This is a genomic window from Maribacter litoralis (genome assembly GCF_003075045.1).
Classification (GTDB): Bacteria; Bacteroidota; Bacteroidia; order Flavobacteriales; family Flavobacteriaceae; genus Maribacter; species Maribacter litoralis.
On the sequence record NZ_QCZD01000002.1, the window covers coordinates 871,987 to 896,834 of the forward strand.

Genomic DNA, 24,848 nt, shown 5'->3' on the forward strand with positions numbered 1-24,848 from the left:
ACTTTTCTACGTTTATTTAAAGGGTTGAGCAATTTTGATATTAAAATTGTTTGATAACTATCGACTTTTTAATTGATTTGAGAAAAAGTCGCTAATCATACTTATTTAGTTTTAAATGCGTTCTTTATTACGTAATTTTACGAAATTGCGTTAACTTAAATGAATTAACAGATGACATTTGATTTTGATACTAGTAAAGAACTATGCATTGTTCTAATTGAATAAATGATATTCAATAATCAACTAAATCTGTCAATTTGTAGTAATAGTGAATTTCATTTCCACAAATCTTCAGAGAGAAATTTTTAATCACTATTCAACTTTTATATCCAATCTAAAATACAAATCACTTAATTAATGAGCATTTATAAAGATTACCTAAAGGAGATCGAAGAGCGTAAAAGTCAAGGTCTTCACCCAAAACCAATTGATGGTGCTGATTTACTTAGCAAAATTATTGAGCAAATAAAAGATGTAGATAACGAGTATAGAGAAGAGTCTCTAAACTTTTTTATCTATAACGTTCTGCCCGGTACAACTAGTGCTGCTGGCGTAAAGGCAAAATTTCTTAAAGAAATTATTGTTGGAGAATCTGTAGTGAAAGAAATTACTCCTGCTTTTGCCTTAGAACAGTTGTCTCACATGAAAGGAGGTCCATCGATTAAAGTATTGTTGGATATCGCTTTGGGTGATGATCAAGAGTTGGCATTGCAAGCTGCAAAGGTCTTGAAAACACAGGTGTTTTTATATGAAGCCGATACTGATCGTTTAGAAGAGGCTTTAAAGAACGGAAGCGAAATTGCTAAAGATATTATTGAAAGTTATGCTCAAGCTGAGTTTTTCACCAAACTACCAGAGATTGAAGAGGAAATAGAAGTGGTAACCTATATTGCCGGTGTTGGTGATATTTCAACAGATTTACTTTCTCCTGGTGGCGATGCACACTCACGTTCAGACCGTGAACTTCATGGTCAATGTATGTTTGAGCATAATAAAGAAATGCAAGCTGAATTATTAGCTTTAAAAGAGCAACATCCAGATAAGCGTGTTATGCTAATTGCAGAAAAAGGAACCATGGGCGTTGGGTCTTCTAGAATGTCTGGTGTTAACAACGTTGCATTATGGACAGGTATTCCTTCCAGTCCTTATGTGCCATTCATTAACATAGCTCCGGTAATTGCCGGAACCAATGGTATAGCCCCAATTTTCTTGACCACAGTTGGTGTAACGGGTGGTATTGGTTTGGACCTTAAAAACTGGGTTCAACAAAAAGATGAAAATGGTAAAACCATTGTTGATGAAGATGGTGAACCGGTGTTAAAGCAAATGTATTCTGTAGCTACAGGAACTGTTTTAACGATTAATACTAAAGAGAAAAAATTGTACCATGGTAAGGTTGAACTAAAGGATATCTCTGCAGCATTTACTCCGCAAAAAATGGAGTTTATGAAAGCAGGCGGTTCATATGCTGTGGTTTTTGGAAAGAAATTGCAAACATTTGCTTGTAAGGTCTTGGGTATAGATGTACCTCAAGTTTACGCACCTTCAAAAGAAGTTTCAATTGAAGGTCAAGGTTTAACAGCAGTAGAGAAAATATTCAATAGAAATGCCGTGGGTACTTCTGGAGCTACTTTACATGCAGGTTCTTATGTTCGTGCAGAAGTAAATATCGTAGGTTCTCAAGATACTACAGGGTTAATGACATCACAAGAATTGGAAATGATGGCCGCAACGGTTATTTCTCCGATTGTTGATGGTGCTTATCAATCAGGTTGTCATACGGCATCTGTTTGGGATGATAAATCCAAAGCCAATATACCGAGGTTAATGCAGTTTATGAACGACTTCGGTTTAATTACAGGTCGTGATCCAAAAGGAGTGTATTTTCCAATGACCGATGTGATCCATAAAGTATTGAATGATATTACCGTGGGTGATTGGGATATTATTATCGGTGGTGATTCTCATACACGTATGTCTAAAGGTGTTGCTTTTGGTGCAGATTCAGGTACCGTTGCACTGGCATTGGCTACTGGTGAAGCTTCTATGCCAATTCCAGAATCGGTAAAGGTGACCTTTAAAGGGCAAATGAAATCGTACATGGATTTTCGTGATGTTGTACATGCCACACAACAACAAATGTTAAAGCAGTTTGGAGGCGAAAACGTTTTCCAAGGTCGCGTAATAGAAGTGCATATTGGTACGCTAACAGCTGATCAAGCCTTTACGTTTACCGATTGGACCGCTGAAATGAAAGCAAAAGCATCTATCTGTATTTCTGAAGATGAAACATTGATAGAATCTCTTGAGATAGCTAAAGGTCGTATTCAAATTATGATCGATAAGGGTATGGATAACGAGAAGCAAGTGCTTAAGGGGCTTGTTGAAAAGGCAGAAACAAGAATTACCGAACTTAAAACTGGTATTAGACCATCTTTAAGACCGGATGCAAACGCTAAATACCATGCTGAAGTAGTTATTGATTTGGATGAAATTGCCGAGCCAATGATTGCCGATCCAGATGTAAATAACGAAGATGTTTCTAAGCGTTATACACATGATACTATTCGTCCGTTATCATATTACGGCGGTACCAAAAAGGTAGATTTAGGTTTTGTGGGGTCTTGTATGGTGCATAAAGGCGACATGAAAATATTAGCTCAAATGTTGAAAAATATTGAGGCGCAACAAGGCAAGGTAGAGTTTAAAGCTCCTTTGGTTGTAGCTCCGCCAACATACAATATTGTAGACGAGTTAAAGGAAGAAGGAGACTGGGAAGTACTTCAGAAATATTCGGGATTTGAATTTGACGATAGTGCACCTAAAGGATTGGCACGTACCAAATACGAAAATATGCTTTATCTAGAAAGACCAGGCTGTAACCTTTGTATGGGTAATCAAGAAAAAGCAGAGCCGGGAGATACGGTAATGGCAACATCTACACGTTTATTTCAAGGTAGGGTAGTTAAAGATTCAGGTGAGAAAAAAGGTGAATCATTATTATCTTCAACTCCAGTTGTAGTCTTGTCTACAATTCTTGGAAGAACACCTACAATGGAAGAATATGAAGCTGCTGTTGATGGTATTGTATTAACGAAGTTCAAGCCTTCTACGAAGGAATTAGTGAGATAAAAGTTCATTAATAATAATATATGGAAAGCCTGAGTATAACTGCTCGGGCTTTTTTATTTCCGTTTTTTATAATCATTCTTAATTTCATATGCGCACTTAAAATCAGTGTACATTTCGTATCTTGTACGGATAAGATAGATTAACAATTTTATAAATAGATTTTATGGCTTTTGACATAGATATGATTAAGAAAGTTTATGCTTCCATGGCGGAACGTGTAGACAAAGCAAGAGAGGTTGTGGGTAAGCCACTAACTCTTTCAGAAAAGATTTTGTATTCTCATTTATGGGATGGTAGCCCTACTGAAGCATTTACCAGAGGAAAGGACTATGTAGATTTTGCTCCTGATCGTATTGCTTGTCAAGATGCTACTGCCCAAATGGCATTATTGCAATTTATGCAGGCAGGTAAGCCAAAAGTTGCAGTGCCAACTACGGTTCATTGTGATCACTTGATCCAAGCTAAGAGTGGTGCTACGGCAGATTTAAAATCGGCTAACACGACAAGTGCCGAGGTTTTTGACTTTCTTGAGTCTGTTTCAAATAAATACGGAATAGGTTTTTGGAAGCCAGGTGCAGGTATTATTCACCAAGTTGTTTTAGAAAATTATGCTTTTCCTGGTGGAATGATGATCGGTACCGATTCTCATACCGTAAATGCAGGTGGTTTAGGCATGGTCGCTATTGGTGTTGGTGGTGCAGATGCAGTAGATGTTATGGCCGGTATGGCCTGGGAACTTAAATTCCCAAAATTGATAGGTGTTAAGTTGACCGGTAATATTTCTGGATGGACTGCTCCTAAAGACGTTATTTTAAAAGTAGCCGAAATACTTACTGTAAAAGGAGGTACCGGTGCTATTGTTGAATATTTTGGTGAAGGTGCCAAAAATCTTTCATGTACTGGTAAAGGTACCATTTGTAATATGGGGGCTGAAATAGGGGCAACGACCTCTACTTTTGGTTACGATGAGTCTATGGAGCGCTATTTAAGAGCTACGGATAGAGCTGATATTGCAGATGCGGCAAATAAAGTGAAAGAACATTTAACTGCAGATGCTGAGGTGTATGCAAATCCTGAGCAGTATTTTGATGAGGTAATAGAAATTAACCTGTCTGAATTGACTCCGTTATTAAACGGTCCTTTTACTCCTGATCTTTCAACCAAGGTAGGTAGTGATATGACCGAGAAGGCAACATCAAACGAATGGCCGTTAGTTGTTGAATGGGGTCTAATAGGTTCTTGTACTAACTCTTCTTATGAAGATTTGTCAAGAGCATCTTCAATTGCACAACAGGCAATCGATAAAGGATTGAAAATGAAGGCGGAATTGGGTATTAATCCTGGTTCTGAGCAAGTTAGATATACTGCGGATCGTGATGGTATACTTGGAATTTTCGAGAAGTTAGATGCTAAAATTTTTACGAATGCATGTGGACCATGTATTGGTCAGTGGGCACGTTATAGCGATCCTAAAAATGCACCTAAGAACAGTATAGTTCACTCGTTTAATAGAAACTTTGCGAAAAGAGCCGATGGTAACCCTAATACACATGCCTTTGTTGCATCACCTGAGGTTACTGCTGCTATTGCAATTTCCGGTAGACTGGATTTTAACCCGATGACGGATAAATTAATCAATGAAAAAGGTGAAGAGGTAATGTTCGACGAACCTACGGGATGGGAACTGCCACCTAAAGGTTTTGAGGTTGAAGATGCAGGTTATCTTGCTCCAAGGGAAGATGGTTCTGGAGTAGAAGTGAAAGTAGCATCTGATTCTGAAAGATTACAATTGTTAGAGCCGTTTACTCCAATTAAAGATGAAAGTTTAATGGGAGCTAAACTGTTGATCAAAGCATTTGGTAAATGTACAACGGATCATATCTCTATGGCCGGACCGTGGTTACGTTTCCGTGGTCATTTAGATAATATATCCAATAACTGTTTAATTGGAGCCGTTAATGCATTTGGTAAGAAAACCAATATGGTCAAAAATCAATTGACCGGCGAATATGGAGGAGTTCCTGATACTGCACGTGCATACAAAGCGGCAGGTGTTAGAAGTATTGTAGTGGGTGATCATAACTATGGGGAAGGTTCTTCACGTGAGCACGCTGCTATGGAACCACGTCATTTAGGGGTTGCTGCGGTAATAGTGAAGTCTTTTGCACGTATTCATGAAACAAACTTGAAAAAGCAAGGTATGTTGGGCTTAACTTTTGCCAATGAGAACGACTATGACTTAATTCAAGAAGACGATACTTTCAATTTTATTGATATAGCGGAATTTGCGCCAGATAAACCTTTAACGGTAGAAGTGGTACATGCCGATGGTAGTAAAGACGTAATTAAAGTGAACCATACATATAATGCCGCCCAGATCGGATGGTATAGAGAAGGTTCTGCTTTAAATGTAATTAAAAGGGAAAATGCTTCTTAAGGCAACCTTTTAAAATTTATAAGGAAAACTCCTGATATTATTCAGGAGTTTTTTAGTTTTGACGCCTAGCTAACTTTTATGAAGAGACAAACGGTTTTTACCTTATTGATCATTGCTTTTGTACTTTCTTTTTTTGTTACCCCATTGGGTGATTATAGCAAAATTATGCTCAACAGGTTCTTTGCCACTTCACCAACTATCATTAAACCAGAAAAAAGGGGTAAGATTACCGATTACGATTGGAAGTTGAAAGATGCAAATTGGAAGTTCTTTAATTTTGATGAGGCAAAGGGAAAAGTTGCTTTTATCACTTTTTGGACATCTTGGCACATGCCTTCTCAAGCGCAATTAAAAGACGTGCAGTATTTGTACGATACCTATGGTGATAAGATGAAGTTTTATGTCATTACCAATGAGGATAGAGCGCCTGTAGAACTTTTTATGGAAGAGCAGGGGTATAGCTTTCCCGTAACTTACCAGATAATAGGGGAACCAAGTCCTATAACATTGCTAAAACCACCAGGGTCATATCTTATAGACAAGAATGGGGCAATAGTAATTCATCAAAACGCGATTGCAGATTGGGACAATGATAAAATAGACGAGCTAATCAGCAAATTAATAGCGGAATAAATAATTATTTTTTGAAGTATTTAAGAGGAACGAAAAGCATTCCGAAACATTCTCCATCGCCTTTGCCTAAATGTTTATGATGCATTTTGTGTGCTCTTCGCACACCTCTGCTATACCAATTATTAGCATTTCTAAACAATTTAAAACGTTGATGAATAAAAATATCATGCACTAAAAAATAAGCAATGCCATAGGCAAGAATGCCAAAGCCCAATGGGTAGCCATACCAAAAACCGGTAGTACCTGCATAAAATAATGACATACTTACAATGGCGTAGAAAATGAAGAAAAGATCATTTCTCTCAAACCAAGAATCATGGTCTTTTTTATGATGGTCTTTATGCAAACTCCAAAGAAATCCGTGCATTACATATTTGTGCGTAAACCACGCCATGAATTCCATAAATAGAAAAGTGCCTAGAAAAATAAGTATCCAAATAACTATATCCATTATACTAAGTTCATTTTAAATTTAACATATGAACGGGCCAATAGTCCAAATTTTTGGTAGTTTGGAACCCTAATACGCGCGTTCTTAATTTCTAAAGACGGTGTGCCCTGTAATTTTTTAAGGAGCTTAAAATAATACTTGTAGGCAGTGTAAACACCAAATTTAGCTTCGGCAGGTAAACCTACAATACCTTGGTAACCCAACTTGAAATCTTCTTTAATTTCTTCAACGATTCTCTTCTTAGAAGCTTCGTCCAATTCTTTTAAATTGGTGTTTGGAAAATAAGATCTGTTCAATTCTTCGAAGTCTGCTTTTACGTCTCTTAAGAAATTCACTTTTTGAAAAGCAGAACCTAAGGCCATGGCAGATTCCTTTAACTTATTGTAAGCTTCAACATCGCCCTTTACAAAAACTTGTAGACACATTAAGCCTACAACATCTGCCGAACCATAAATGTATTCTTTATATTCTGCATCGGTTCTGTATACGTTTTTAAAGAGGTCCATACGCATACTTTTCATAAATGAATCTACCAAATGTTTGGGTATATTGTATGTATGGTATGTATGTTGAAATGAGTTTAAGATGGGGTTTAAACTTATACGGTCTTTTAAAGAAGCTTCTAACTCTTGTTCAAATTTGTTAAAAAGTATTTCTTTATCGTAGTCATGAAAAGTGTCCACAATTTCGTCTGCAAAGCGTACAAAACCATAAATATTGTAGATGTGGCTACGTATAGATGGATGCAACATCTTTGTAGCAAGTGAGAATGAAGTACTGTATCGTTTGGTAACGATTTTACTACATTGATACGAAACTTGGTCAAAAGTATCTTTCATAAACTACTAATTATCTTTTATAATTAATTCTGACACTAGTTTGCCGGAGATCAATGCTGGTGGTACTCCTGGACCAGGTACAGTCAGTTGTCCTGTAAAATATAAATTCGCAACTTTTTTACTTCTAAGATTTGGTCTTAGAAAGGCTGTTTGCGTTAGGGTATTTGCCATTCCATAGGCATTACCTTTGTATGAGTTGTATCGTTCTACAAAATCGTTGACACAGAATGTTTCCTTGAATATAATATAATTTCTGATGTTTTGACCTGTCCTTTTTTCAAAACGGTCCATAATTAAATCAAAATATTGATTCCTAAGTTCTTCGGTGTCTTCAAGGGCGGTGGCTATGGGAACCAAGAAAAATCCTGTTTCACATCCATCTGGTGCCATAGTAGCATCGGTTACAGATGGAAAATTAGCATAGAATAAAGGATTTGTAGGCCATTTTGGCTGGTCGTAAATTTCTTGTGCGTGAAGCTCAAAATCGGTATCAAAAAACAGATTATGATGTTCTATGTTGTCTAATTTGGTGTCAAATCCTATATAGAATAGTAAAGAAGACGGTGCAAAAACCTTTTTCTCCCAATAGCTCTTCCTATACTGCCGATGTTTTTCTTCGAGTAAATTCTCTGAATGTTGATAATCTGCCCCACTAAGTACTTTGTCAGCAAGGTGTTTTTCACCATTACGCATAATACCTATGGCCTTTCCATCGGATACCAATATTTGGTCTACTGCAGCGTTGGTATGAATTTCTACACCTAGTTCTTTAGCAAGGTTTTCCATTGCTTTAATAACCTCGTACATCCCTCCTTTTGGGTGCCAAGTACCTAATCCAAAATCTGCAAAATTCATAAAATTATAGAATGATGGCGTATTACTTGGCTTAGCTCCAAGAAACAACACAGGAAATTCTAAAGTTGATACCAATTTCTGGTTTTTAAAAGACTTACGTACTTGCGAGCTAATAGTTTTAAAAAATTGGTCAACTTTTAAAATGGTTTCTTTCGTAACCAATTCTAAAGGCGAAAGACCTGGTCTTAAAACTACTTTATTAATGGCAATGTCATAATTTTCTTGTGCTTTATCAATAAACTTTTTTAATGCCTTTGAACTGCCTGGCTCTATTCTTTCAAACTCTTTGCAGATTTTTTGCATGCTGTCACCTATGGTAATAACATCATCGCTAAAGAATATTTTATAAGCGGGACTAAGTTTGTCCAATTGGTAATAATCGGAAGTTTGTTTATTAAAATCGGCAAAAAATTTATCAAAAATATCTGGCATCCAATACCAACTTGGACCCATATCAAATGTGAATCCGTTTTTTATAAATTGTGAAGCTCTACCGCCAACAGATTCATTTTTCTCAAATATGGTTACCTCCCAGTCATTTTTTGCCAAATAACATGCAGCAGATAAAGATGAAAACCCCGAACCTATTACTATACAACTTTTGGTCATTTACTGCTACTGCTTATAAATTACTTACTAAACTATCTATAGAAGAGAATGTTCGACAATACTTAGGTTTAGTAGCATCTTCAATAAAAGTGATCTGTCTGCCCAGAATCCAAAAATTAGGATTTTGGTAGTCTGCAACCAATTCACTGAAATCTTCTAAATATTTGTTTACGCGATCTTTTTCAGGAAAAACGGTAAAGTACGAGACAAAATATATGTCGTCAAAGTACTTGAGAACGTCTTCTAAATTCTCTAAAGGAATAGTAGGTCCTAAATAGATACATTTGTATCCTTTTAATATGATTTCATAATTGATATATAGTAGTCCTATATCATGAATCTCGTTCTCGGGCAAGAATGCAACAAACACCTTATCGGTCTTTGTAGGTTCTAAATGTTGCAGCTTTTCAATATTTAGCAGTATTTTTTGCTTTATAAGACTGCTCATAAAATGTTCATGTGCCGGACTTATAGTATCTGTCTGCCATAATAGACCTAGCTCATTCAGTAAAGGAACAAAGGTTTCCTTAAATATTTCCCTAAATGAATTTTCACTCAAGAGGGCATTGTATGTATTAAAGAACATAGTCTGGTCAAAATTGACCATTGCTAATTTAAAAGCGTTTATTGCTTGGCTTTTATGGCTATGCTTGGCTACGATTTCACGAACTACATATGGAATATCCTTATCAGAAATTTTTGCAATCTTAGATATCTTGTGACCATTGTTGTAAAGCAATGTTACATTAAGTAATTTTTGTAAGCTTGCCAGACTATACGTTCTAATGTTAGTATCTGTTCGTTCTGGAGATAAAAGATTATATCTTTTTTCCCAAATTCTAATGGTGTGTGCTTTAATACCAGAGAGGTTTTCAAGGTCTCTAATACTAAACTGCTTTTTTACATTGTTCATGTTTTTTGAAAAAGTATTAAACAAATCTACAATTTATTAAAATGCAGTGGAGTACCAAAAAGTTAAAATTATCAAAATAAAAAAAAGGTTAGACCTAAATCTAACCTTTTGTGCCCACGACTAGATTCGAACTAGCACGTCCTTGCGAACACTACCCCCTCAAGGTAGCGTGTCTACCAATTTCACCACGTGGGCTTATGTGAAGTTTACTGAATGGCAAATATAGAAACCTATCTTTCAATTTAAAATATTATGATGATAATATATGACCTAATATTTATTAAAGTACGAGCGACTGTTGGTATTGTGTTGGGGTAACTCCTTTTATCTTCTTGAACTTTTTATTAAAATTTGAAATAGAATTGAATCCAGATAAATCTGCTACTATATTGATGTTCAATTCTTTGTTCTGGTTTAAAAGTTGGCAGGCATGTGCAACCCTTAACTCTATTAAAAATTGAAAAAAGGTTTTATTGGTTCGTTGTTTGAAAAAACGGCAAAAGGCATTTGGTGTCATAAAAGCCATCTTGGCAATTTTTTCCAATGAAATAGGTTTTTGAAAATTTTTGAATACAAATTCAAAAACAAGCTGTAAACGTTCACCTTCATTTGTGCTCAACGATTTTGTATAAACAAACTTGCTTAATACTTGAGTACTTGCTTGCCTAAGTTCCTCTAATAGTTCAAGAAAAGAAACTAAGCGTTTTAGTTTATGCTGAGACTCTAGTTTTAAAAGCTGATGTATAATTTTCTTTTTGTTGGACTCAACTTTAAAACCTGCATTGATGTTTATAAAGAACGACTCAAAATCATTAAAATATGGGAGTTTAAAAAAATTAGGGCCAAATGATTGTGAGGTAAAGAAAACGGTAATCATATGGGCATCTTTTTCACCTGGTATGCTTTTGAATACGTGAGGTAAATTACTGCCAATTATAAAAATATCACCTTTAGAAAATTGGTGTATACTGTCTCCCACTAATAATTTTCCGCTTCCATTGATAATATGGCTTATTTGGATTTCTTCATGTTGATGTAACCTATTGTAAAATACAGGCTCCTTATCCACTTGAATAATTAAATGTTCGTTGGTGGGTTTTGGTATTTTAAAGGGATACACTTTCATATGCATCTAAGTTATCATTATTAATTTCATATTAAGATAATATATGGTAATATAGTACCATGTCTGGATAATATAAAAACACTTGGCTAGTGAAACCAAGCTTAAATTTGAATATCATCAAAAAAAATAAAAATGAGTATATCATGGACAGGCGTTATGCCAGCAGTAACAACAAAATTTACCGATAAGGATGAACTGGATTTAGATATGTTCTCCATCAATATAAAAGCCCAATTAGATGCCGGGGTAAGTGGCATAATTTTAGGAGGCACACTTGGTGAAGCCAGTACACTTACCTATGAAGAAAAAAGGGTTTTAATGAAAGAAACGGTAAAACTGGTAGAAGGTAAAATACCTGTTATTATCAATATTGCCGAGCAAACTACTAAAGGAGCTATTCATGCGGCTGAGGTTGCTAAAGAATGTGGTGCTACAGGATTAATGATGCTGCCGCCAATGCGCTATAAGGCAAATGATCATGAAACGGTTACTTATTTCAAAGAAACGGCTAATAGTACAGATTTACCGATCATGATTTATAATAACCCTATAGATTATGGTATAATGGTTACTCTTGATATGTTAGATGAGTTGATGGTTTGCGAGAATATACAGGCGGTAAAAGAATCTACTAGAGATATATCCAATATCACCCGTATTAAAACAAGATTTGGAGATAGGCTCAACGTTTTAACCGGGGTTGATACACTAGGGTTAGAAAGTACATTAATGGGTGCCGATGGTTGGGTAGCTGGACTGGTTTGTGCTTTTCCGGCAGAAACATGTGCTGTTTTTGAACTGGCTAGGGAAGGAAGAATTAAAGAAGCTTTAGAAATTTATCGATGGTTCTTGCCATTATTAGAATTGGATATTAGTCCGCAATTGGTACAAAACATAAAAATGGCAGAAGTTGCCACTGGTATTGGAACTGAAAATGTTCGAGCGCCAAGATTACCATTAATAGGTAAGGAGCGAGATAGAGTGGCTGCAATTATCAAGCAAGGTATAGCCACAAGACCTACCCTGCCAGATTACAAAAATTTGACTTAATTTTTTAAAACCCATTACATAATATGTTGTACCTGAAACTTTAATGAAATGTAGTTATGGTGCAGATAATTGTTACAGGTACTTTCTTTACTTTTGAGTAATACGATAAAAATATAAAATGATCAGCGGTACAAATTCAATAGGAAATAAAGCTTCAAAACAAGGGAAGAAAACTTTTAAGACTTTCGATCCAAAACAAAATAAAGATACGGAATGGACTTTTTATGAAGCATCTTCAAGTGAAATTGATGAAGCTGTTGCTTTGGCAACCGAAGCTTTTAACATGTATAAAGATTGTTCGGGTGAAAAAAAAGCTGAGTTTTTAGAAGCGATTGCAGATGAAATAGAAGCCTTAGGAGAAGAGCTGATAGATACCTATTGTAAAGAATCGGGTTTGCCACAAGGTAGAGCAATGGGTGAACGTGGTAGAACTATGGGTCAGTTGCGTGCATTTGCCAAGGTATTAAAAGAAGGTTCTTGGGTAGAAGCCGTAATAGAAAAAGCCCAGCCCAATAGGGAGCCAATGCCTAAATCAGATATACGTAAAATGCTATTTCCTTTAGGACCAGTAGTTGTATTTGGCGCAAGTAATTTTCCGTTGGCATTTTCTACAGCTGGGGGAGATACGGCAAGTGCTCTTGCGGCAGGCTGTCCTGTAATTGTAAAAAGTCACCCAATGCATGCAGGTACCGGTGAATTGGTATCTTCTGCTATTATCAAGGCAGCGGAAAAAACGGGTATGCCAAATGGGGTCTTTTCAAATTTGAACAGTAGCGGTATAGAAGTAGGGCAGCAGTTGGTGAAACACCCAAAAGTAAAAGGCGTTGGCTTTACGGGCAGTATAAAAGGTGGTACGTCATTATATAAATTGGCAAACGAAAGAGATGAGCCTATTCCTGTATTTGCAGAAATGGGAAGTATTAATCCGGTGGTTGTTTTACCGTCGGCTTTAGAAAACGATAGTGATGCTTGGGCAACTAAATATGCTTCTTCAATTACTTTAGGTGCTGGTCAGTTTTGCACTAACCCTGGTTTGGTATTGGCAGTTAAGGGTGAAAAGTTAGATGGATTTATAAAAACATTATCAGAAGAAATATTAAAACTGGAGCCTACCTGCATGCTTCATCCAAACATCTATGCAAAGTATAATGAAGGTAAAAAGGAATTATCGGCACAGAGCGGAGTAACTATTACCGCAGATTATAAGAAGGATACTAATGCGAATACTGCCAAACCTTCTATTTTAAAAGTTAGCGGAGCAGATTTTTTAGCGAATACAAAATTACATACAGAAGTATTTGGTCCATTTTCAGTGGTGGTAATCTGTGGGGATACTGCTGAAATGGAAAATATTTTGAATCATTTAGAAGGACAATTAACAGGAACTATTTTAGGCTCTGAAGAAGATTTAGAGAATAATTCTGGGGTTGTAGATGCTTTGCAGAGCAGGGTAGGTCGTATTTTGTTCAATGGAGTACCAACCGGGGTAGAGGTAAATTCTTCTATGGTACATGGCGGTCCGTTCCCTGCAACTACAGATCCTCGTTTTACCTCTGTAGGTACATCGGCTATAAAAAGATGGGTGCGCCCCGTTTCTTTTCAAGATTGGCCAAATAAATTATTACCATTGGCTTTGCAAAATGAAAACCCTCTTAAAATCACCCGACTGGTAGAAGGCGAATACACTAAAAACTGAAAAAAATAACATACTCTTACTATGGCCAGTAGCACTTTTGTTTGTATCGATGCTCATACCTGTGGAAACCCTGTTAGGGTTATAAAACAAGGTGGTCCAGATTTGGTCGGTGCTACAATGAGTGAAAAGCGTCAGCATTTTCTAAGGGAGTATGATTGGATACGGAAAGGATTGATGTTTGAACCACGTGGTCATGATATGATGAGCGGTAGTATATTTTATCCGCCAAGTGACCCTAGTAATGATTTTGGTATCCTGTTTATAGAAACCAGCGGCTGTTTACCTATGTGCGGTCACGGAACTATAGGAGCCATAACCATTGGTATTGAAGAGGGGATGATACGGCCTAAAACTCTTGGTGAAGTTCGTATGGAAACTCCGGCAGGCTTGGTGAACATAACATATCAGCAAACAGGCAAAAAGGTAGATTGGGTAAAACTAACCAATGTTAAATCTTATTTAGCAGCTAGTGACCTAACTATAGAATCTTCGTATTTAGGCAAACTAACTTTTGATGTTAGCTATGGAGGTAATTTTTATGCTATAGTAGACACACAAAAGAATTTCAAAGGCATACAAGAGTATTCAGCCAGTCAATTGATTCAATTCAGTCAAGAATTAAGGGAAAAAATTAATGCGAAATATCCTGATTTATTTATTCACCCAGAAAATTCTACGATAAGAAATGTTAGCCATATGCTTTGGACAGGAAATACTATTTCAGAAAAAGCGACTGCTAGAAATGCCGTGTTCTATGGCGATAAAGCCATTGATAGATCACCTTGTGGTACGGGAACGTCTGCCCGAATGGCACAATGGTTTGCCAAGGGAAAACTTAAAATAGCAGAAGAATTTATACATGAAAGTTATATTGGGTCTCAATTTATTGGTAGGGTAGAAGAAGAAGCTACCTTGGCTGGTAGACCAGCAATTATACCAAGTATACAGGGTTGGGCCAAAATTTACGGTCAAAATACCATCACCATAGATGATGATGACCCTTATGCTCATGGGTTTCAAGTAATTTAATTATAACAAAATCGTAAATGAAAAATGTAGTTGTTATTGGAGGCGGTATAGTTGGTTTAAGTACAGCATATTATTTACACAAAGAAGGTTGTGAGGTTACGGTTATAGATAAGAGCGATATTACTACAGGCGCATCATTTGTTAACGCAGGTTATATTACACCAAGCCATATTATTCCATTGGCTTCTCCTGGTATGATAGCAAAGGGAATTAAAATGATGTTCAATTCGGCAAGTCCGTTTTACATGAAGCCAAGGTTTGATCTTGATTTTATAAAGTGGTCTTGGTATTTTCATAAATCATCCACAGCCGCTAAGGTGGAGAAAGCAATTTCTGTAATAAAGGAAATAAATCTTTTGAGTAGGGAGTTGTTTACCGATATAAAAAAATCTGGAGATCTTGGTGATTTTCAATTAGAGCGAAAAGGTCTTTTAATGTTATATAAAACAGATGAAACTTATCTTCATGAAAAAAAAATTGCAGAAAGGGTTCAAGATGAGGGTCTTGAAGTTGCCGAATTAAACAAGATCGAATTACAGCAGTTAGAGCCTAATGTACGAATTGAGGCAGAAGGTGCTATCCACTACCAATGCGATGCTCATACTACACCAAATGAGATTATGCCCAAATTGTTGTCATATTTAAATAAAAATGGGGTGCATATTAAAACCCATGAAGAAGTGATTGACCTAAAAACTACTGGAAACACTATTAACGAAGTTATTACCAACAAGAATAATTATAAACCAGATGAGGTAGTTTTGGCAGCTGGTTCATGGAGTGGTGAGCTAGCGAAATTGCTACATTTAAAATTACCTCTGCAAGGGGGCAAAGGCTATAGTATTAATGTAGCTAGAGAAACGGGTATTACCATTCCCGCAATTTTAATGGAATCTAAAATGGCAGTTACGCCAATGAACGGTTTTACCAGATTTGCCGGTACTATGGAGTTTTCTGGTAATAATAATGTCATTCGAAAAGAAAGGGTTCTGGCTATCGCCAATGGCGCTAGTTCTTTTTATCCCGATGTTGAAATCAATACAACTGAAATTAAAAATGTAAAAACAGGATTGCGACCGGTGTCACCAGATGGATTACCTTATATTGGTAGATCCACAACTATTAAAAACTTATTAATAGGAACAGGGCACGCCATGATGGGTTGGAGTTTAGGACCGGCAACAGGCAAGTTAATTTCAGAGTTATTGACTGATAATAAGACGTCTATGAACGTATCTTCCTTTGATCCCAACCGAAATTTTCAATAAATTTGTTAAAAGCTTAACGTAACTTAAATACCACTCACCGACAGTTAAACGTCATTCGTCTACAGTGATCAATTTATTTGTGACTTATATCTGACATTTGTAGTATCAAAATGAACAACAATGGATATTTTACTAATAGAAGACGATTTAATAGAAGTAATGAAGTTGAAGCGTACAGTTTCTAAACTTGATCTTAAGCATTCGATCGTTGAGGCAAAAAACGGAGAATCAGCATTAACATATTTACGTTCTGGTGAAAAGTTACCTGATATTATATTGTTAGATTTAAATATGCCAAGAATGAACGGCATAGAATTTCTATCGATATTGAAGGAAGATGAGCAGTTGAGATACTTACCTACAATTATTTTAACTACTTCTGAAAATAGAGCAGATTTATTAAAATGTTATGAAGTAGGCATTGCAGGTTACGTGATAAAACCACTAAAATATGAGGATTACGAGTACAAACTAAACGCTGTTTTAGAGTACTGGAGTGTTAACCAACTAGTGAAAGGCTAACAAAAAAGCTCATTTCACAACATTTTCCTGCATTTTCGTATTAATTTTCCTACGTTTGGGAAACGTTATTAAAAAATTGAAATGAAGGGAATAGTATTTACTGAGTTTTTAGAAATGGTCGAATCTGAATTTGGATTAGAGACTGTTGATAATATTATAGAAAAAGCAGATTTGCCTTCTCAGGGCATTTATACCTCTGTAGCCACCTACGAATTTAATGAAATGGTGGCGTTGGTCACCCAATTAAGTGAAGAGGTAGATTTACCTGCTGGTGACCTTATTTACGCATTTGGACTTTATCTTTTCTCAAGTCTAAAAAATGCACATCCTGAAGTTATACAAAGTTATTTGTCACCAATAGGTCTTTTATATTCAATAGAAGACCATATTCATGTACACGTTAAAAAATTATATCCGGAAGCGGAACTGCCTACTTTCAAAATTCTTGAAAAGACAGATAATTCCATATCTATGATATATAGTTCTTCTAGAGGGCTATATAGATTGGCACATGGTTTAATTGAAAAAGCATTTGAACATTTTAATGGTAAGGCAGATATTACTTATGAACTTCTAAAGGATGATGGTACCGAAGTAAAATTTGACGTTGTACAACATGGATAGTAAAGAAGTTGTTCTTTTAAAAAAAGCCCTCGAAAGACAAAAAAGAGCACGACAGCAAGCTGAAAAGATATTGGAGGAAAAATCTCATGAACTTTATGAGGTGGCCAGCCATTTAAGGGAATCTAATGCTAAGCTGGAAAATTTATTGAGCGAAAAAACGTCTGAGTTAGATGGCGTTTTTATAAATATCATTGACCCTTATGTGGTGATGGACTTATCATTTAACGTGGTAAGTATGAATTTATCTGCAAAAAACTTTTTAGGTTATGATAATAAAATCGAAGAGGTAAACCTTTGGAAAATGGTACATAAAGATTATATGGAATATACCATAGAATCTTTTAGTAGTTTAAAAGAGGTAGGCAAACTTAAAAACTATAGAGCAAAAATATTGGTTAAAGGCGGAGTTGAAAAATGGGTGGAGATTAATGCCAGCTTAGTTTACAATAAAGAAAAACAACCTGTTGCCGCCCAAGGTATTGTTAGGGATATTACTCAAGAAATGGAAGTAAGGGAGTTGCTGTCTGAACAAAAAAGACAATTAGATGTAATTGTAAACAGCTCACCCTTAGGTATTATACTTGCCGATGCCAACATAATACTTAAGGTAAATTATACAATGACCTCTTTATTGGGCTATTCTTTGAACAGCTTTATGAAAATGAACGTTGAGGACTTTACCGATAAAGAAAGTTTAGAACTAGCCAAAGAATACTCATCTAAAATGAATAATGGTGAAATAGACAATTATACTATTAAGCAGAAATTCATAAAGAGTGATGGAGAAAAATTACAAGTAAAACTATCTGTCAATGCGGTAAGGAATATTTATAAAGAAGTCAACTATATCGTAATGATGGTTGAAGACATTACCCAACAGTTGGAAGCTGAAGAACGTTTAAAGTCTGAAAGGGAAAAGTATAGTGGAATAATTGCCAATATGAACTTAGGGCTTTTAGAGGCAAATAGAGAAGGCGTTATTCAAATGGTCAATCAAAGTTTTTGTGATATGATCGGCTTTGAAGAAAGTGAATTGCTTAATACAGATGCCAAGGATTTTGTAAGCCTAGAAGATAAAAATAAAGTAGCCGATAAGATCAAAACCCGTGCAAACGGAAATTCAGATTCGTATGAAGTACATGTTATTACCAAGTCTGGAGAAAAAAGGCATTGGTTAATAAGTGTTGCTCCTCGTTATAATAAAAATCATGAGGTAATTGGTTCAATTGGTATTACACTTGATATTACTGAGCAAAAAGAACTGGAATTACAGAAAGAGAAATTGGTTAAAGACCTTGAAAATAGTAATCAAGGTTTACAAGAATATGCACATATTGTTTCCCACGACCTTAAATCACCTTTAAGAAGTATCAGTGCTCTTGCCACTTGGTTAAGTGATGATTATAAAGATGTTTTGGATGAAGGCGGTAAGCAGAATTTAGAGCTAATGCAAGAAAAGGTGGCTTCTATGGATAAGTTGATTCATGGTATACTCGAGTATTCAACCGCAAACAGTTCTGCCTTAGATAATTCTAAAGTAGATTTAAATAGTGTAATTGCCGATATAGGTGAGACTATTTTTATTCCCGAACACGTGAAATTAGAAGTGCCAAAAGTACTGCCGATCATTATGGCAGATAGAATTAAAGTGCATCAGGTATTTCAGAATATTATAGGTAATGCAGTAGTGCATATAGAAAGAGAAGTTGGTCTAGTAGAAGTACTTTATAAAGATAATGGTGATTTTTGGCAATTTACGATCAGTGATAATGGAGTAGGAATACCGGAAGAATATCATAAGAAAATCTTCGACATCTTCCAGTCTATTGGTAATAATGAAAGATCTACAGGTATTGGTTTATCCATCGTAAAAAAAATAATTGATCGTTACCAAGGTAAGGTTTGGGTAGATAGTGTAGTAGGTGAAGGTACCCAGTTTCACTTTACAATTAAAAAAGACCATAACGAATAACAGAGATATGAAAATAGTTCAAGCAATTAAAAAGGGAAATGAGCCAATTGTACTTCAAAACCCAAGTCATTTAAAGGAACCTTTGGTTTTGGTGTTTGGTAACAGGTATATGCTTGAAGATGAGGCCTTGTTTAATGAAGTAAGAGCACTTTTTCCAGAAGGTCATATCGTATTTGGTACCACATCTGGCGAAATTATAGATGATAATGTTTTAGAAGGTACAGTGGTATTGACCGCCATTGAATTTGAAAAAAGTAAAATTTTAGTAAAAAGATGTAATGTAAAAGATTACAAACATGATGATAAAAAATTAGGAGCTAATTTAGCCGCACAGTTTCCAAAGGATAATTTAAAACACCTATTCGTTATTTCAGAAGGTAGTACGGTAAACGGTAGTGCTTTAATTGAAGGAATTGAACATTTAAATAGTAACAACTTTGGACTTTCTGGAGGTTTATGTGGTGATGATGACCGTTTTGAACGCACTTTAGCCTCGTATAATGAAAACCCTAAAGAAGGGGAAATCGTTGCTATTGGTTTTTATGGAGATACACTAGAGATTTCAAGTGCAAACTATGGAGGGTGGACTACTTTTGGTCCTGAAAGAATCATTACAAAATCTAAAGGCAATATTTTATTTGAATTGGATGGTAAACCAGCTTTAGATCTTTATAAAACCTATTTAGGTGAAAAAGCCAATGAACTACCAAAATCTGCATTGCTATATCCGCTAAGTGTAAAGGCAACAGAAGATGCCGAACCTTTGGTACGCACAATTATAAATATAGATGAGGTTGAAAATACAATGACCCTAGCCGGTGATATACCTGAAGGGTCTAGGGTACAGCTAATGATGTCTTCTGTAGACGATATTGCCAATGGGGCTTTTCATGCAGCAGAACTGGCTATGCGGAACAGAAAAGCAGCGCCAGAATTGGCTTTGTTGATCAGTTGTGTTGGTAGAAAATTAGTAATGGATCAACGTACCGAAGAAGAAATAGAAGAAGTAAAGGCGGTAATTGGTGATAGTACCGTAATCAGCGGGTTTTACTCTTATGGAGAAATGGCACCCTTTGGTGGTCAAGATAGTTGTAAATTGCACAATCAGACCATGACACTAACTTTATTCAGTGAATAATGCATTCTCTTTTAAAAAGACAAATACGAAAGTACTTACCGGCCGATTTAAGGGCGCATTCAGAAATGGATAGCTTTTTAGAAGCTATAGAAAAGTCTTATGAAAATTTTGAAGATAAATTTTCTATGTTGCATAGGGCTTCTACCATAAGTTCTGATGAACTTTTTGAAGCGAACAAAAAATTACAGAAAGAGGCGTTGCAGCAAAAAAATATTCTTGTTTCATTAGAAAAGGCTATTCATAGTTTAAGAGAGAATTTAAATGATGAGCAGGAATTCGAATTTAATATCGAGAATGAATTCAACGCAGAACATCTAGCTTCGTACATAAGCAGTTTGGCATCTAAGGTTTCTAATATGACGACTGAAAAAGATAAACTGGTTGCTAATTTAGAAAACCAGAACGAATCTTTAAATAATTATGCGCACATGGTATCTCATGATTTAAGATCGCCCATTAGAAACATCAGCGCATTGATGAATTGGATCATGGAAGATGAAAAAGATAAATTTTCTCAGATCAGTAAAGATAATTGCTCATTAGTATCTGAAAATTTAATTAAGATGGATAAGCTGGTTACCGGTATTTTAAACCATGCAACAATGGGTGAAACTAAAGAACAAAGGGTAATGTTCAGTTTAGAAGAAAGCCTAAAGGATATTGAGAAAACTATTTACGTTCCAGAGAATGTAACCTTTAAGTATCAAAAAGATCTTCCAAAAATGGAGTTCGAAAAAGAGAGGTTAGAGCAATTGTTCATGAACCTATTCTTAAATGCCATTACGGCAACTGAACATTTGGAGAACGGAGTAATTGAAATTGGTTATGAACCAGATGATACCTATTGGAAATTTAGTGTTTCAGACAATGGGAAAGGTATTCCTGTAAAGCACCAAGAAGGTATATTTCAAATGTTCAAAAAATTAGAGACTTCCATTAACGCTACTGGTATTGGACTTGCAATTGTTAAGAAAATTACAGTTCTTTATGAAGGTAGTGTTTGGTTAGAGTCAGAAGAAAATGTTGGTACTACATTTTTTATAACTTTAAAAAAGAATACATGATAGAGCAACCAAACCTAGATTATGTCGATCAACTTGCTGGCGATGATATTGCTTTTAGAGGTCAGTTCATAGAAATAATTAAAACGGAGTTTCCATTAGAGAAAGAAGAGTATTTTGGTCATGTTACCAATAACAGATTTAAGGAAACCGCAGAAATAGTACACAAATTAAAACACAAGTTCAATATTTTAGGGATGCAAGATTCATACAAACTTGCGGTAACCTATGAAATGGAGTTGTTAAAAGGTAACCAAGATAGTAAGTCAAAATTCATAAAAGTTCTCCAAACTATTGATGAATATATTAAAACAATATAAATGAACTGTATTATAATTGATGACGAGGCTATGGCAAGGGCAATTGTTAAGCAATTGTGTTCCAAAATTCCTAACCTAGATGTCATTGAAGAGTTTGACAATGCTATATCGGCTATAAAATTCTTAAATCAGCAGACTATAGATGTTATTTTCTTAGATATCCATATGCCTGGTTTTAGTGGTGTAGACTTTGTACAGACCTTAAAGGATCCGCCAAAGATTGTTTTGACCACCTCAGACACTGATTTTGCTATTGCTGCCTACGAATATGAGAGTATTGTAGATTATTTGGTAAAGCCAATTACACAAGAAAGGTTTGAGAAATGTATTGATAAAATATCAAATTTACCAGCTCACAAACCAGCACAGCCAGCAGCTACAGGTAATGAAAAAGATGAAGGCGAAGATCTATATATCAATATTGATAGAAGGCTTATTAAGTTAAAGTTGAATGAGATCTTAGTCATAGAGGCTAAAGGTGATTATATTGACGTTAAAACGGAGAAGGAAGATTATAGAGTACACACCACATTAAAAAAAATTAAGGAAAAACTGCCAGAACGGTTGTTTTTACAAATACATCGCTCCTATATCATAAACTTTACTAAAATCATTGATATTGAAGACAATAGTGTGTTAATTGCAAAGAACGTTGTGCCAATTAGCCGCTCTAACCGCCCAGAACTAATGAGAAGGTTGAATTTATTGTAGAGGTGTGTAATGTATTACCAATTTTGTTGGTATATTTTTTTAAATATTTCTGCTAATTGTACTTTATTTACCGGTTTTACCACATAGCCGGTAAGTTCTTCAAAGTTAGATGCTCTTTTTATATCACTATTTCGCATAGATGAGCTTACCATATAAATATTGATGTTATTTATAATTTTTGGTTTAAGTTTTTTAAACTCATTCAAAAAGCCCCAACCATCTAAAAATGGCATATTGATATCCAAGAATATTACCTCGGGCAAATCTAAATTCTGCTTTGTACATTCTGCAATATATTCAACAGCTTGTTCCCCGTCTGTAAAAGTAGAGACTACTAATTCTTTTGATAGTTGGTGAATGGTCTTTTCCATTAAATATAAATAAAGCTCATCATCGTCTACTAACAAAATATTCGGCTTTGTATTCATAATTTAAAATTTTATTTTGAACGTTGTTCCTACTCCTTCTTCACTATCAATTGATATGGTAGCGTTTAAAGCTTCTAATTGTGATTTTATTAAAAAAAGACCCATACCCTTCCCAGATATGTTTCTATGAAACCTCTTATATAATTTAAATACGTTGTCTCCATGCCTATTAAGGTTTAGCCCTATACCGTTGTCACGCACATATAAAACCTTGTGATTGTCTTCTATGGCCGATTCAAATAAAATATAAGAATCAACTTCCTCCCTCTTATATTTAATGGCATTGGAAACAAAATTTTGTAATATACTTTGCAGGTAAAATTTTGAAAAAGTTATTTGGTTCCAGTCATCTAACTTTAACAAAACTTCAAAATCACTGTCATCTAACAATGTTTCGGTGAATTCATGTTTTACTTCTTCAATTAAATCCGTAAGATTAATGTTAGACAGTTTAATTTCTTTATTATCCAAAATAGATACATACTCATTAATATCTTTGGTTAAATTGGTGATGCTATTTGCAACCTGATCTAGCTTGGGCAATAACTGATTTAGTATTTCTGGATTTTTCTCTTTTCGTATCATTTCTACAACAACCGACATGCTGGTTACCGGAGAACGAAGGTTGTGGGAAATTAAATAATTGAAGTCGCTAAGCTGTTTGTTTCTTATTTCTAAACTATTATTTATTTTTTTGACCTCAATATTGTTTTCTTCTAATTGCTCTTTACTTCTGGTCAACAAAATATTTTTACTCTCTAACTCTTTGTAAAAATGTTCTTTCTCTAATTTCTTTTTTTGGTAAGTATGAGAAAACACGAATAAGCCAATAATTGAAATAATATTAAAGGTTAACAAACTTTCAAATACAGGCTGTAATTCGGCTTCTACTAATTTTGAAGGTATTTCCAAAGCCATAATCCAACTTGAGGGGGTTACTATTTCTGTTGGTAAGTTAGATATAGAACCAAAAGTAAATGTTGCTCCATTTAAATTGATAGATTGTTGCGACCATATATGACCATTTTCAACAAAAGCGCTATCTCGATTATGGGTTATAGCTTTGGTGTTTAAAATACCGTCTATAGTACTATTTTTATTTCCAGATTCATAGGGCAAATCTTCTTTTATAGTATTAGAACTTATAACTCTAAAATCCTCATCTAACAAGTAAACATTTTTGTCTTCAACTATGGATTTTATTTGGTCCAGAATTTTTTTCATTTTAAAATTGATGACCACTAATCCTAATTGATTTTGCTCATTATCAAAAATAGGCGCCACAGTTCTAATTACTGGCTTGTGCGGTTTTTCTATTTCTCCATTTTCTTTATTTAAGCTTATTTGAGAAAGATATATTTGATTTCTTTTCAATTGTAACCCTGCTTTTACATAAGGTTGGTGATTTTTATTTTGTAAAACGCTAATTTTAATAGAATCGTTTTCAACCCGTTCGGCTCTAAAAAATTCCTTTCCTTCTAAATCTATAAAGCGAAATTGATCGTAAAAAGTAATATCCTCTATAAGTTCTAGATATGACCTTAAGAATGAGGAATGCTCTATTAAAGGATCAAAATTCTTTGGATATTTTAAAGTAGCCCAATAATGGCTATTACGTAAAAAAGAATGGCATTCTTCTTCAAAGGAAACTTTCTTCATCGTGTTTGCACGAATCTGACGCTCCATAATAGTTTCAATTTGTTTTGCCTTTTGGGAGTAATATAAAAAAAGGTTAAGCGCAAAAAGTGGCACATAGAGGCCGATAAACATTTTTAAAACTCTTTTCCACATAAAAAATTAATTAGAGCTTCATTTTATTCGTATTTCTAGTTTGTGGAAGTGTTATTAAAACCTACGCTAAAATAAGTAAATTTCCTACAATTATGATAAATTAATTAGAGTAAATTAAAGATATAGTTTATTTATACAAAGTGTGATGAGCTAATTTGTAGGAAAGATAAAGTATGGTAAAAGACAAATTACATACACAGAAATGGTAGTAGCCTAAAAGAAAAATAAATTTTCTCCGGAAAA

General features: G+C 35.0%; 21 protein-coding genes and 1 tRNA gene. 14 read left to right on the forward strand and 8 right to left on the reverse strand.

Annotation, left to right across the window (positions count from 1 at the left end; genetic code table 11):
• Positions 1-357: 357 nt before the first annotated feature.
• The 3 genes from DCS95_RS11135 (at position 358) to DCS95_RS11145 (ending at position 6,202) form a co-directional block, all read left to right on the forward strand.
• The gene (locus DCS95_RS11135; RefSeq protein WP_116770840.1) at positions 358-3,132 is read left to right on the forward strand and encodes a bifunctional aconitate hydratase 2/2-methylisocitrate dehydratase; all 2,775 of its coding nucleotides are present in this window, start codon (positions 358-360) and stop codon (positions 3,130-3,132) included.
• 163 nt (positions 3,133-3,295) lie between these two features.
• On the forward strand, positions 3,296-5,569 hold the full coding sequence (locus DCS95_RS11140; RefSeq protein ID WP_116770841.1) for an aconitate hydratase: 2,274 nt from the start codon (positions 3,296-3,298) through the stop codon (positions 5,567-5,569).
• Positions 5,570-5,647: 78 nt separating this feature from the next.
• Positions 5,648-6,202, forward strand: coding sequence for a TlpA family protein disulfide reductase (locus DCS95_RS11145; RefSeq protein ID WP_116770842.1), 555 nt, complete (start codon positions 5,648-5,650; stop codon positions 6,200-6,202).
• Between the two features lie 4 nt (positions 6,203-6,206).
• Here DCS95_RS11145 and DCS95_RS11150 read toward each other — a convergent pair whose 3' ends face one another.
• The 6 genes from DCS95_RS11150 to DCS95_RS11175 all read right to left on the reverse strand — a co-directional run bounded on the left by DCS95_RS11150 (position 6,207) and on the right by DCS95_RS11175 (position 10,995).
• On the reverse strand, positions 6,207-6,653 hold the full coding sequence (locus DCS95_RS11150) for a sterol desaturase family protein (protein ID WP_116770843.1): 447 nt from the start codon (positions 6,651-6,653) through the stop codon (positions 6,207-6,209).
• Positions 6,653-7,492 (reverse strand): phytoene/squalene synthase family protein, encoded by an 840-nt coding sequence (locus DCS95_RS11155; protein ID WP_116770844.1) that lies wholly within the window; start codon positions 7,490-7,492, stop codon positions 6,653-6,655. The genes DCS95_RS11150 and DCS95_RS11155 overlap by 1 nt, the downstream gene beginning before the upstream one ends.
• 6 nt (positions 7,493-7,498) lie before the next feature.
• Positions 7,499-8,956: a phytoene desaturase family protein gene (locus tag DCS95_RS11160; RefSeq protein WP_116770845.1), complete on the reverse strand. Its 1,458-nt coding sequence runs from the start codon at positions 8,954-8,956 to the stop codon at positions 7,499-7,501.
• Positions 8,957-8,969: 13 nt separating this feature from the next.
• Positions 8,970-9,869 (reverse strand): MerR family transcriptional regulator, encoded by a 900-nt coding sequence (locus tag DCS95_RS11165; RefSeq protein ID WP_116770846.1) that lies wholly within the window; start codon positions 9,867-9,869, stop codon positions 8,970-8,972.
• Between the two features lie 111 nt (positions 9,870-9,980).
• Positions 9,981-10,064 (reverse strand) — tRNA-Leu (locus tag DCS95_RS11170).
• Between the two features lie 85 nt (positions 10,065-10,149).
• The gene (locus tag DCS95_RS11175) at positions 10,150-10,995 is read right to left on the reverse strand and encodes an AraC family transcriptional regulator (protein ID WP_116770847.1); all 846 of its coding nucleotides are present in this window, start codon (positions 10,993-10,995) and stop codon (positions 10,150-10,152) included.
• Positions 10,996-11,127: 132 nt separating this feature from the next.
• On the opposite strand from DCS95_RS11175, the gene DCS95_RS11180 reads away from it, so the two are divergent.
• From DCS95_RS11180 to DCS95_RS11230, 11 genes are all read left to right on the forward strand, one after another.
• Entirely contained in the window at positions 11,128-12,045 is a 918-nt protein-coding gene (locus DCS95_RS11180; protein ID WP_116770848.1) for a dihydrodipicolinate synthase family protein, read from the forward strand.
• 118 nt (positions 12,046-12,163) lie between these two features.
• A complete protein-coding gene (locus DCS95_RS11185) occupies positions 12,164-13,741 on the forward strand; it encodes an aldehyde dehydrogenase (NADP(+)) (RefSeq protein WP_116770849.1) in 1,578 nt (525 codons plus the stop codon).
• Positions 13,742-13,762: 21 nt separating this feature from the next.
• A complete protein-coding gene (locus DCS95_RS11190; RefSeq protein ID WP_116770850.1) occupies positions 13,763-14,770 on the forward strand; it encodes a 4-hydroxyproline epimerase in 1,008 nt (335 codons plus the stop codon).
• 17 nt (positions 14,771-14,787) lie between these two features.
• Positions 14,788-16,038 (forward strand): NAD(P)/FAD-dependent oxidoreductase, encoded by a 1,251-nt coding sequence (locus tag DCS95_RS11195; protein WP_116770851.1) that lies wholly within the window; start codon positions 14,788-14,790, stop codon positions 16,036-16,038.
• Between the two features lie 120 nt (positions 16,039-16,158).
• A complete protein-coding gene (locus DCS95_RS11200) occupies positions 16,159-16,560 on the forward strand; it encodes a response regulator (RefSeq protein WP_116770852.1) in 402 nt (133 codons plus the stop codon).
• 81 nt (positions 16,561-16,641) lie between these two features.
• The gene (locus DCS95_RS11205) at positions 16,642-17,184 is read left to right on the forward strand and encodes a heme NO-binding domain-containing protein (protein WP_074672884.1); all 543 of its coding nucleotides are present in this window, start codon (positions 16,642-16,644) and stop codon (positions 17,182-17,184) included.
• Positions 17,177-19,156 (forward strand): PAS domain-containing sensor histidine kinase, encoded by a 1,980-nt coding sequence (locus DCS95_RS11210; protein WP_116770853.1) that lies wholly within the window; start codon positions 17,177-17,179, stop codon positions 19,154-19,156. The genes DCS95_RS11205 and DCS95_RS11210 overlap by 8 nt, the downstream gene beginning before the upstream one ends.
• Positions 19,157-19,163: 7 nt before the next feature.
• The gene (locus tag DCS95_RS11215; protein WP_116770854.1) at positions 19,164-20,294 is read left to right on the forward strand and encodes an FIST signal transduction protein; all 1,131 of its coding nucleotides are present in this window, start codon (positions 19,164-19,166) and stop codon (positions 20,292-20,294) included.
• On the forward strand, positions 20,294-21,358 hold the full coding sequence (locus DCS95_RS11220; RefSeq protein WP_116770855.1) for a sensor histidine kinase: 1,065 nt from the start codon (positions 20,294-20,296) through the stop codon (positions 21,356-21,358). The genes DCS95_RS11215 and DCS95_RS11220 overlap by 1 nt, the downstream gene beginning before the upstream one ends.
• Positions 21,355-21,675 carry an Hpt domain-containing protein gene (locus DCS95_RS11225; protein ID WP_116770856.1) on the forward strand — a complete coding sequence of 107 codons (321 nt, stop codon included), beginning with the start codon at positions 21,355-21,357 and terminating at the stop codon, positions 21,673-21,675. Before DCS95_RS11220 ends, DCS95_RS11225 begins: the two co-directional genes overlap by 4 nt.
• Positions 21,676-22,386: a LytR/AlgR family response regulator transcription factor gene (locus tag DCS95_RS11230; protein WP_116770857.1), complete on the forward strand. Its 711-nt coding sequence runs from the start codon at positions 21,676-21,678 to the stop codon at positions 22,384-22,386.
• Between the two features lie 14 nt (positions 22,387-22,400).
• Here DCS95_RS11230 and DCS95_RS11235 read toward each other — a convergent pair whose 3' ends face one another.
• Together DCS95_RS11235 and DCS95_RS11240 are read right to left on the reverse strand one after the other, a co-directional pair.
• Positions 22,401-22,814 carry a response regulator gene (locus tag DCS95_RS11235; RefSeq protein ID WP_116770858.1) on the reverse strand — a complete coding sequence of 138 codons (414 nt, stop codon included), beginning with the start codon at positions 22,812-22,814 and terminating at the stop codon, positions 22,401-22,403.
• Positions 22,815-22,817: 3 nt separating this feature from the next.
• Positions 22,818-24,500, reverse strand: coding sequence for a sensor histidine kinase (locus tag DCS95_RS11240; protein ID WP_164674171.1), 1,683 nt, complete (start codon positions 24,498-24,500; stop codon positions 22,818-22,820).
• Positions 24,501-24,848 lie beyond the last annotated feature (348 nt).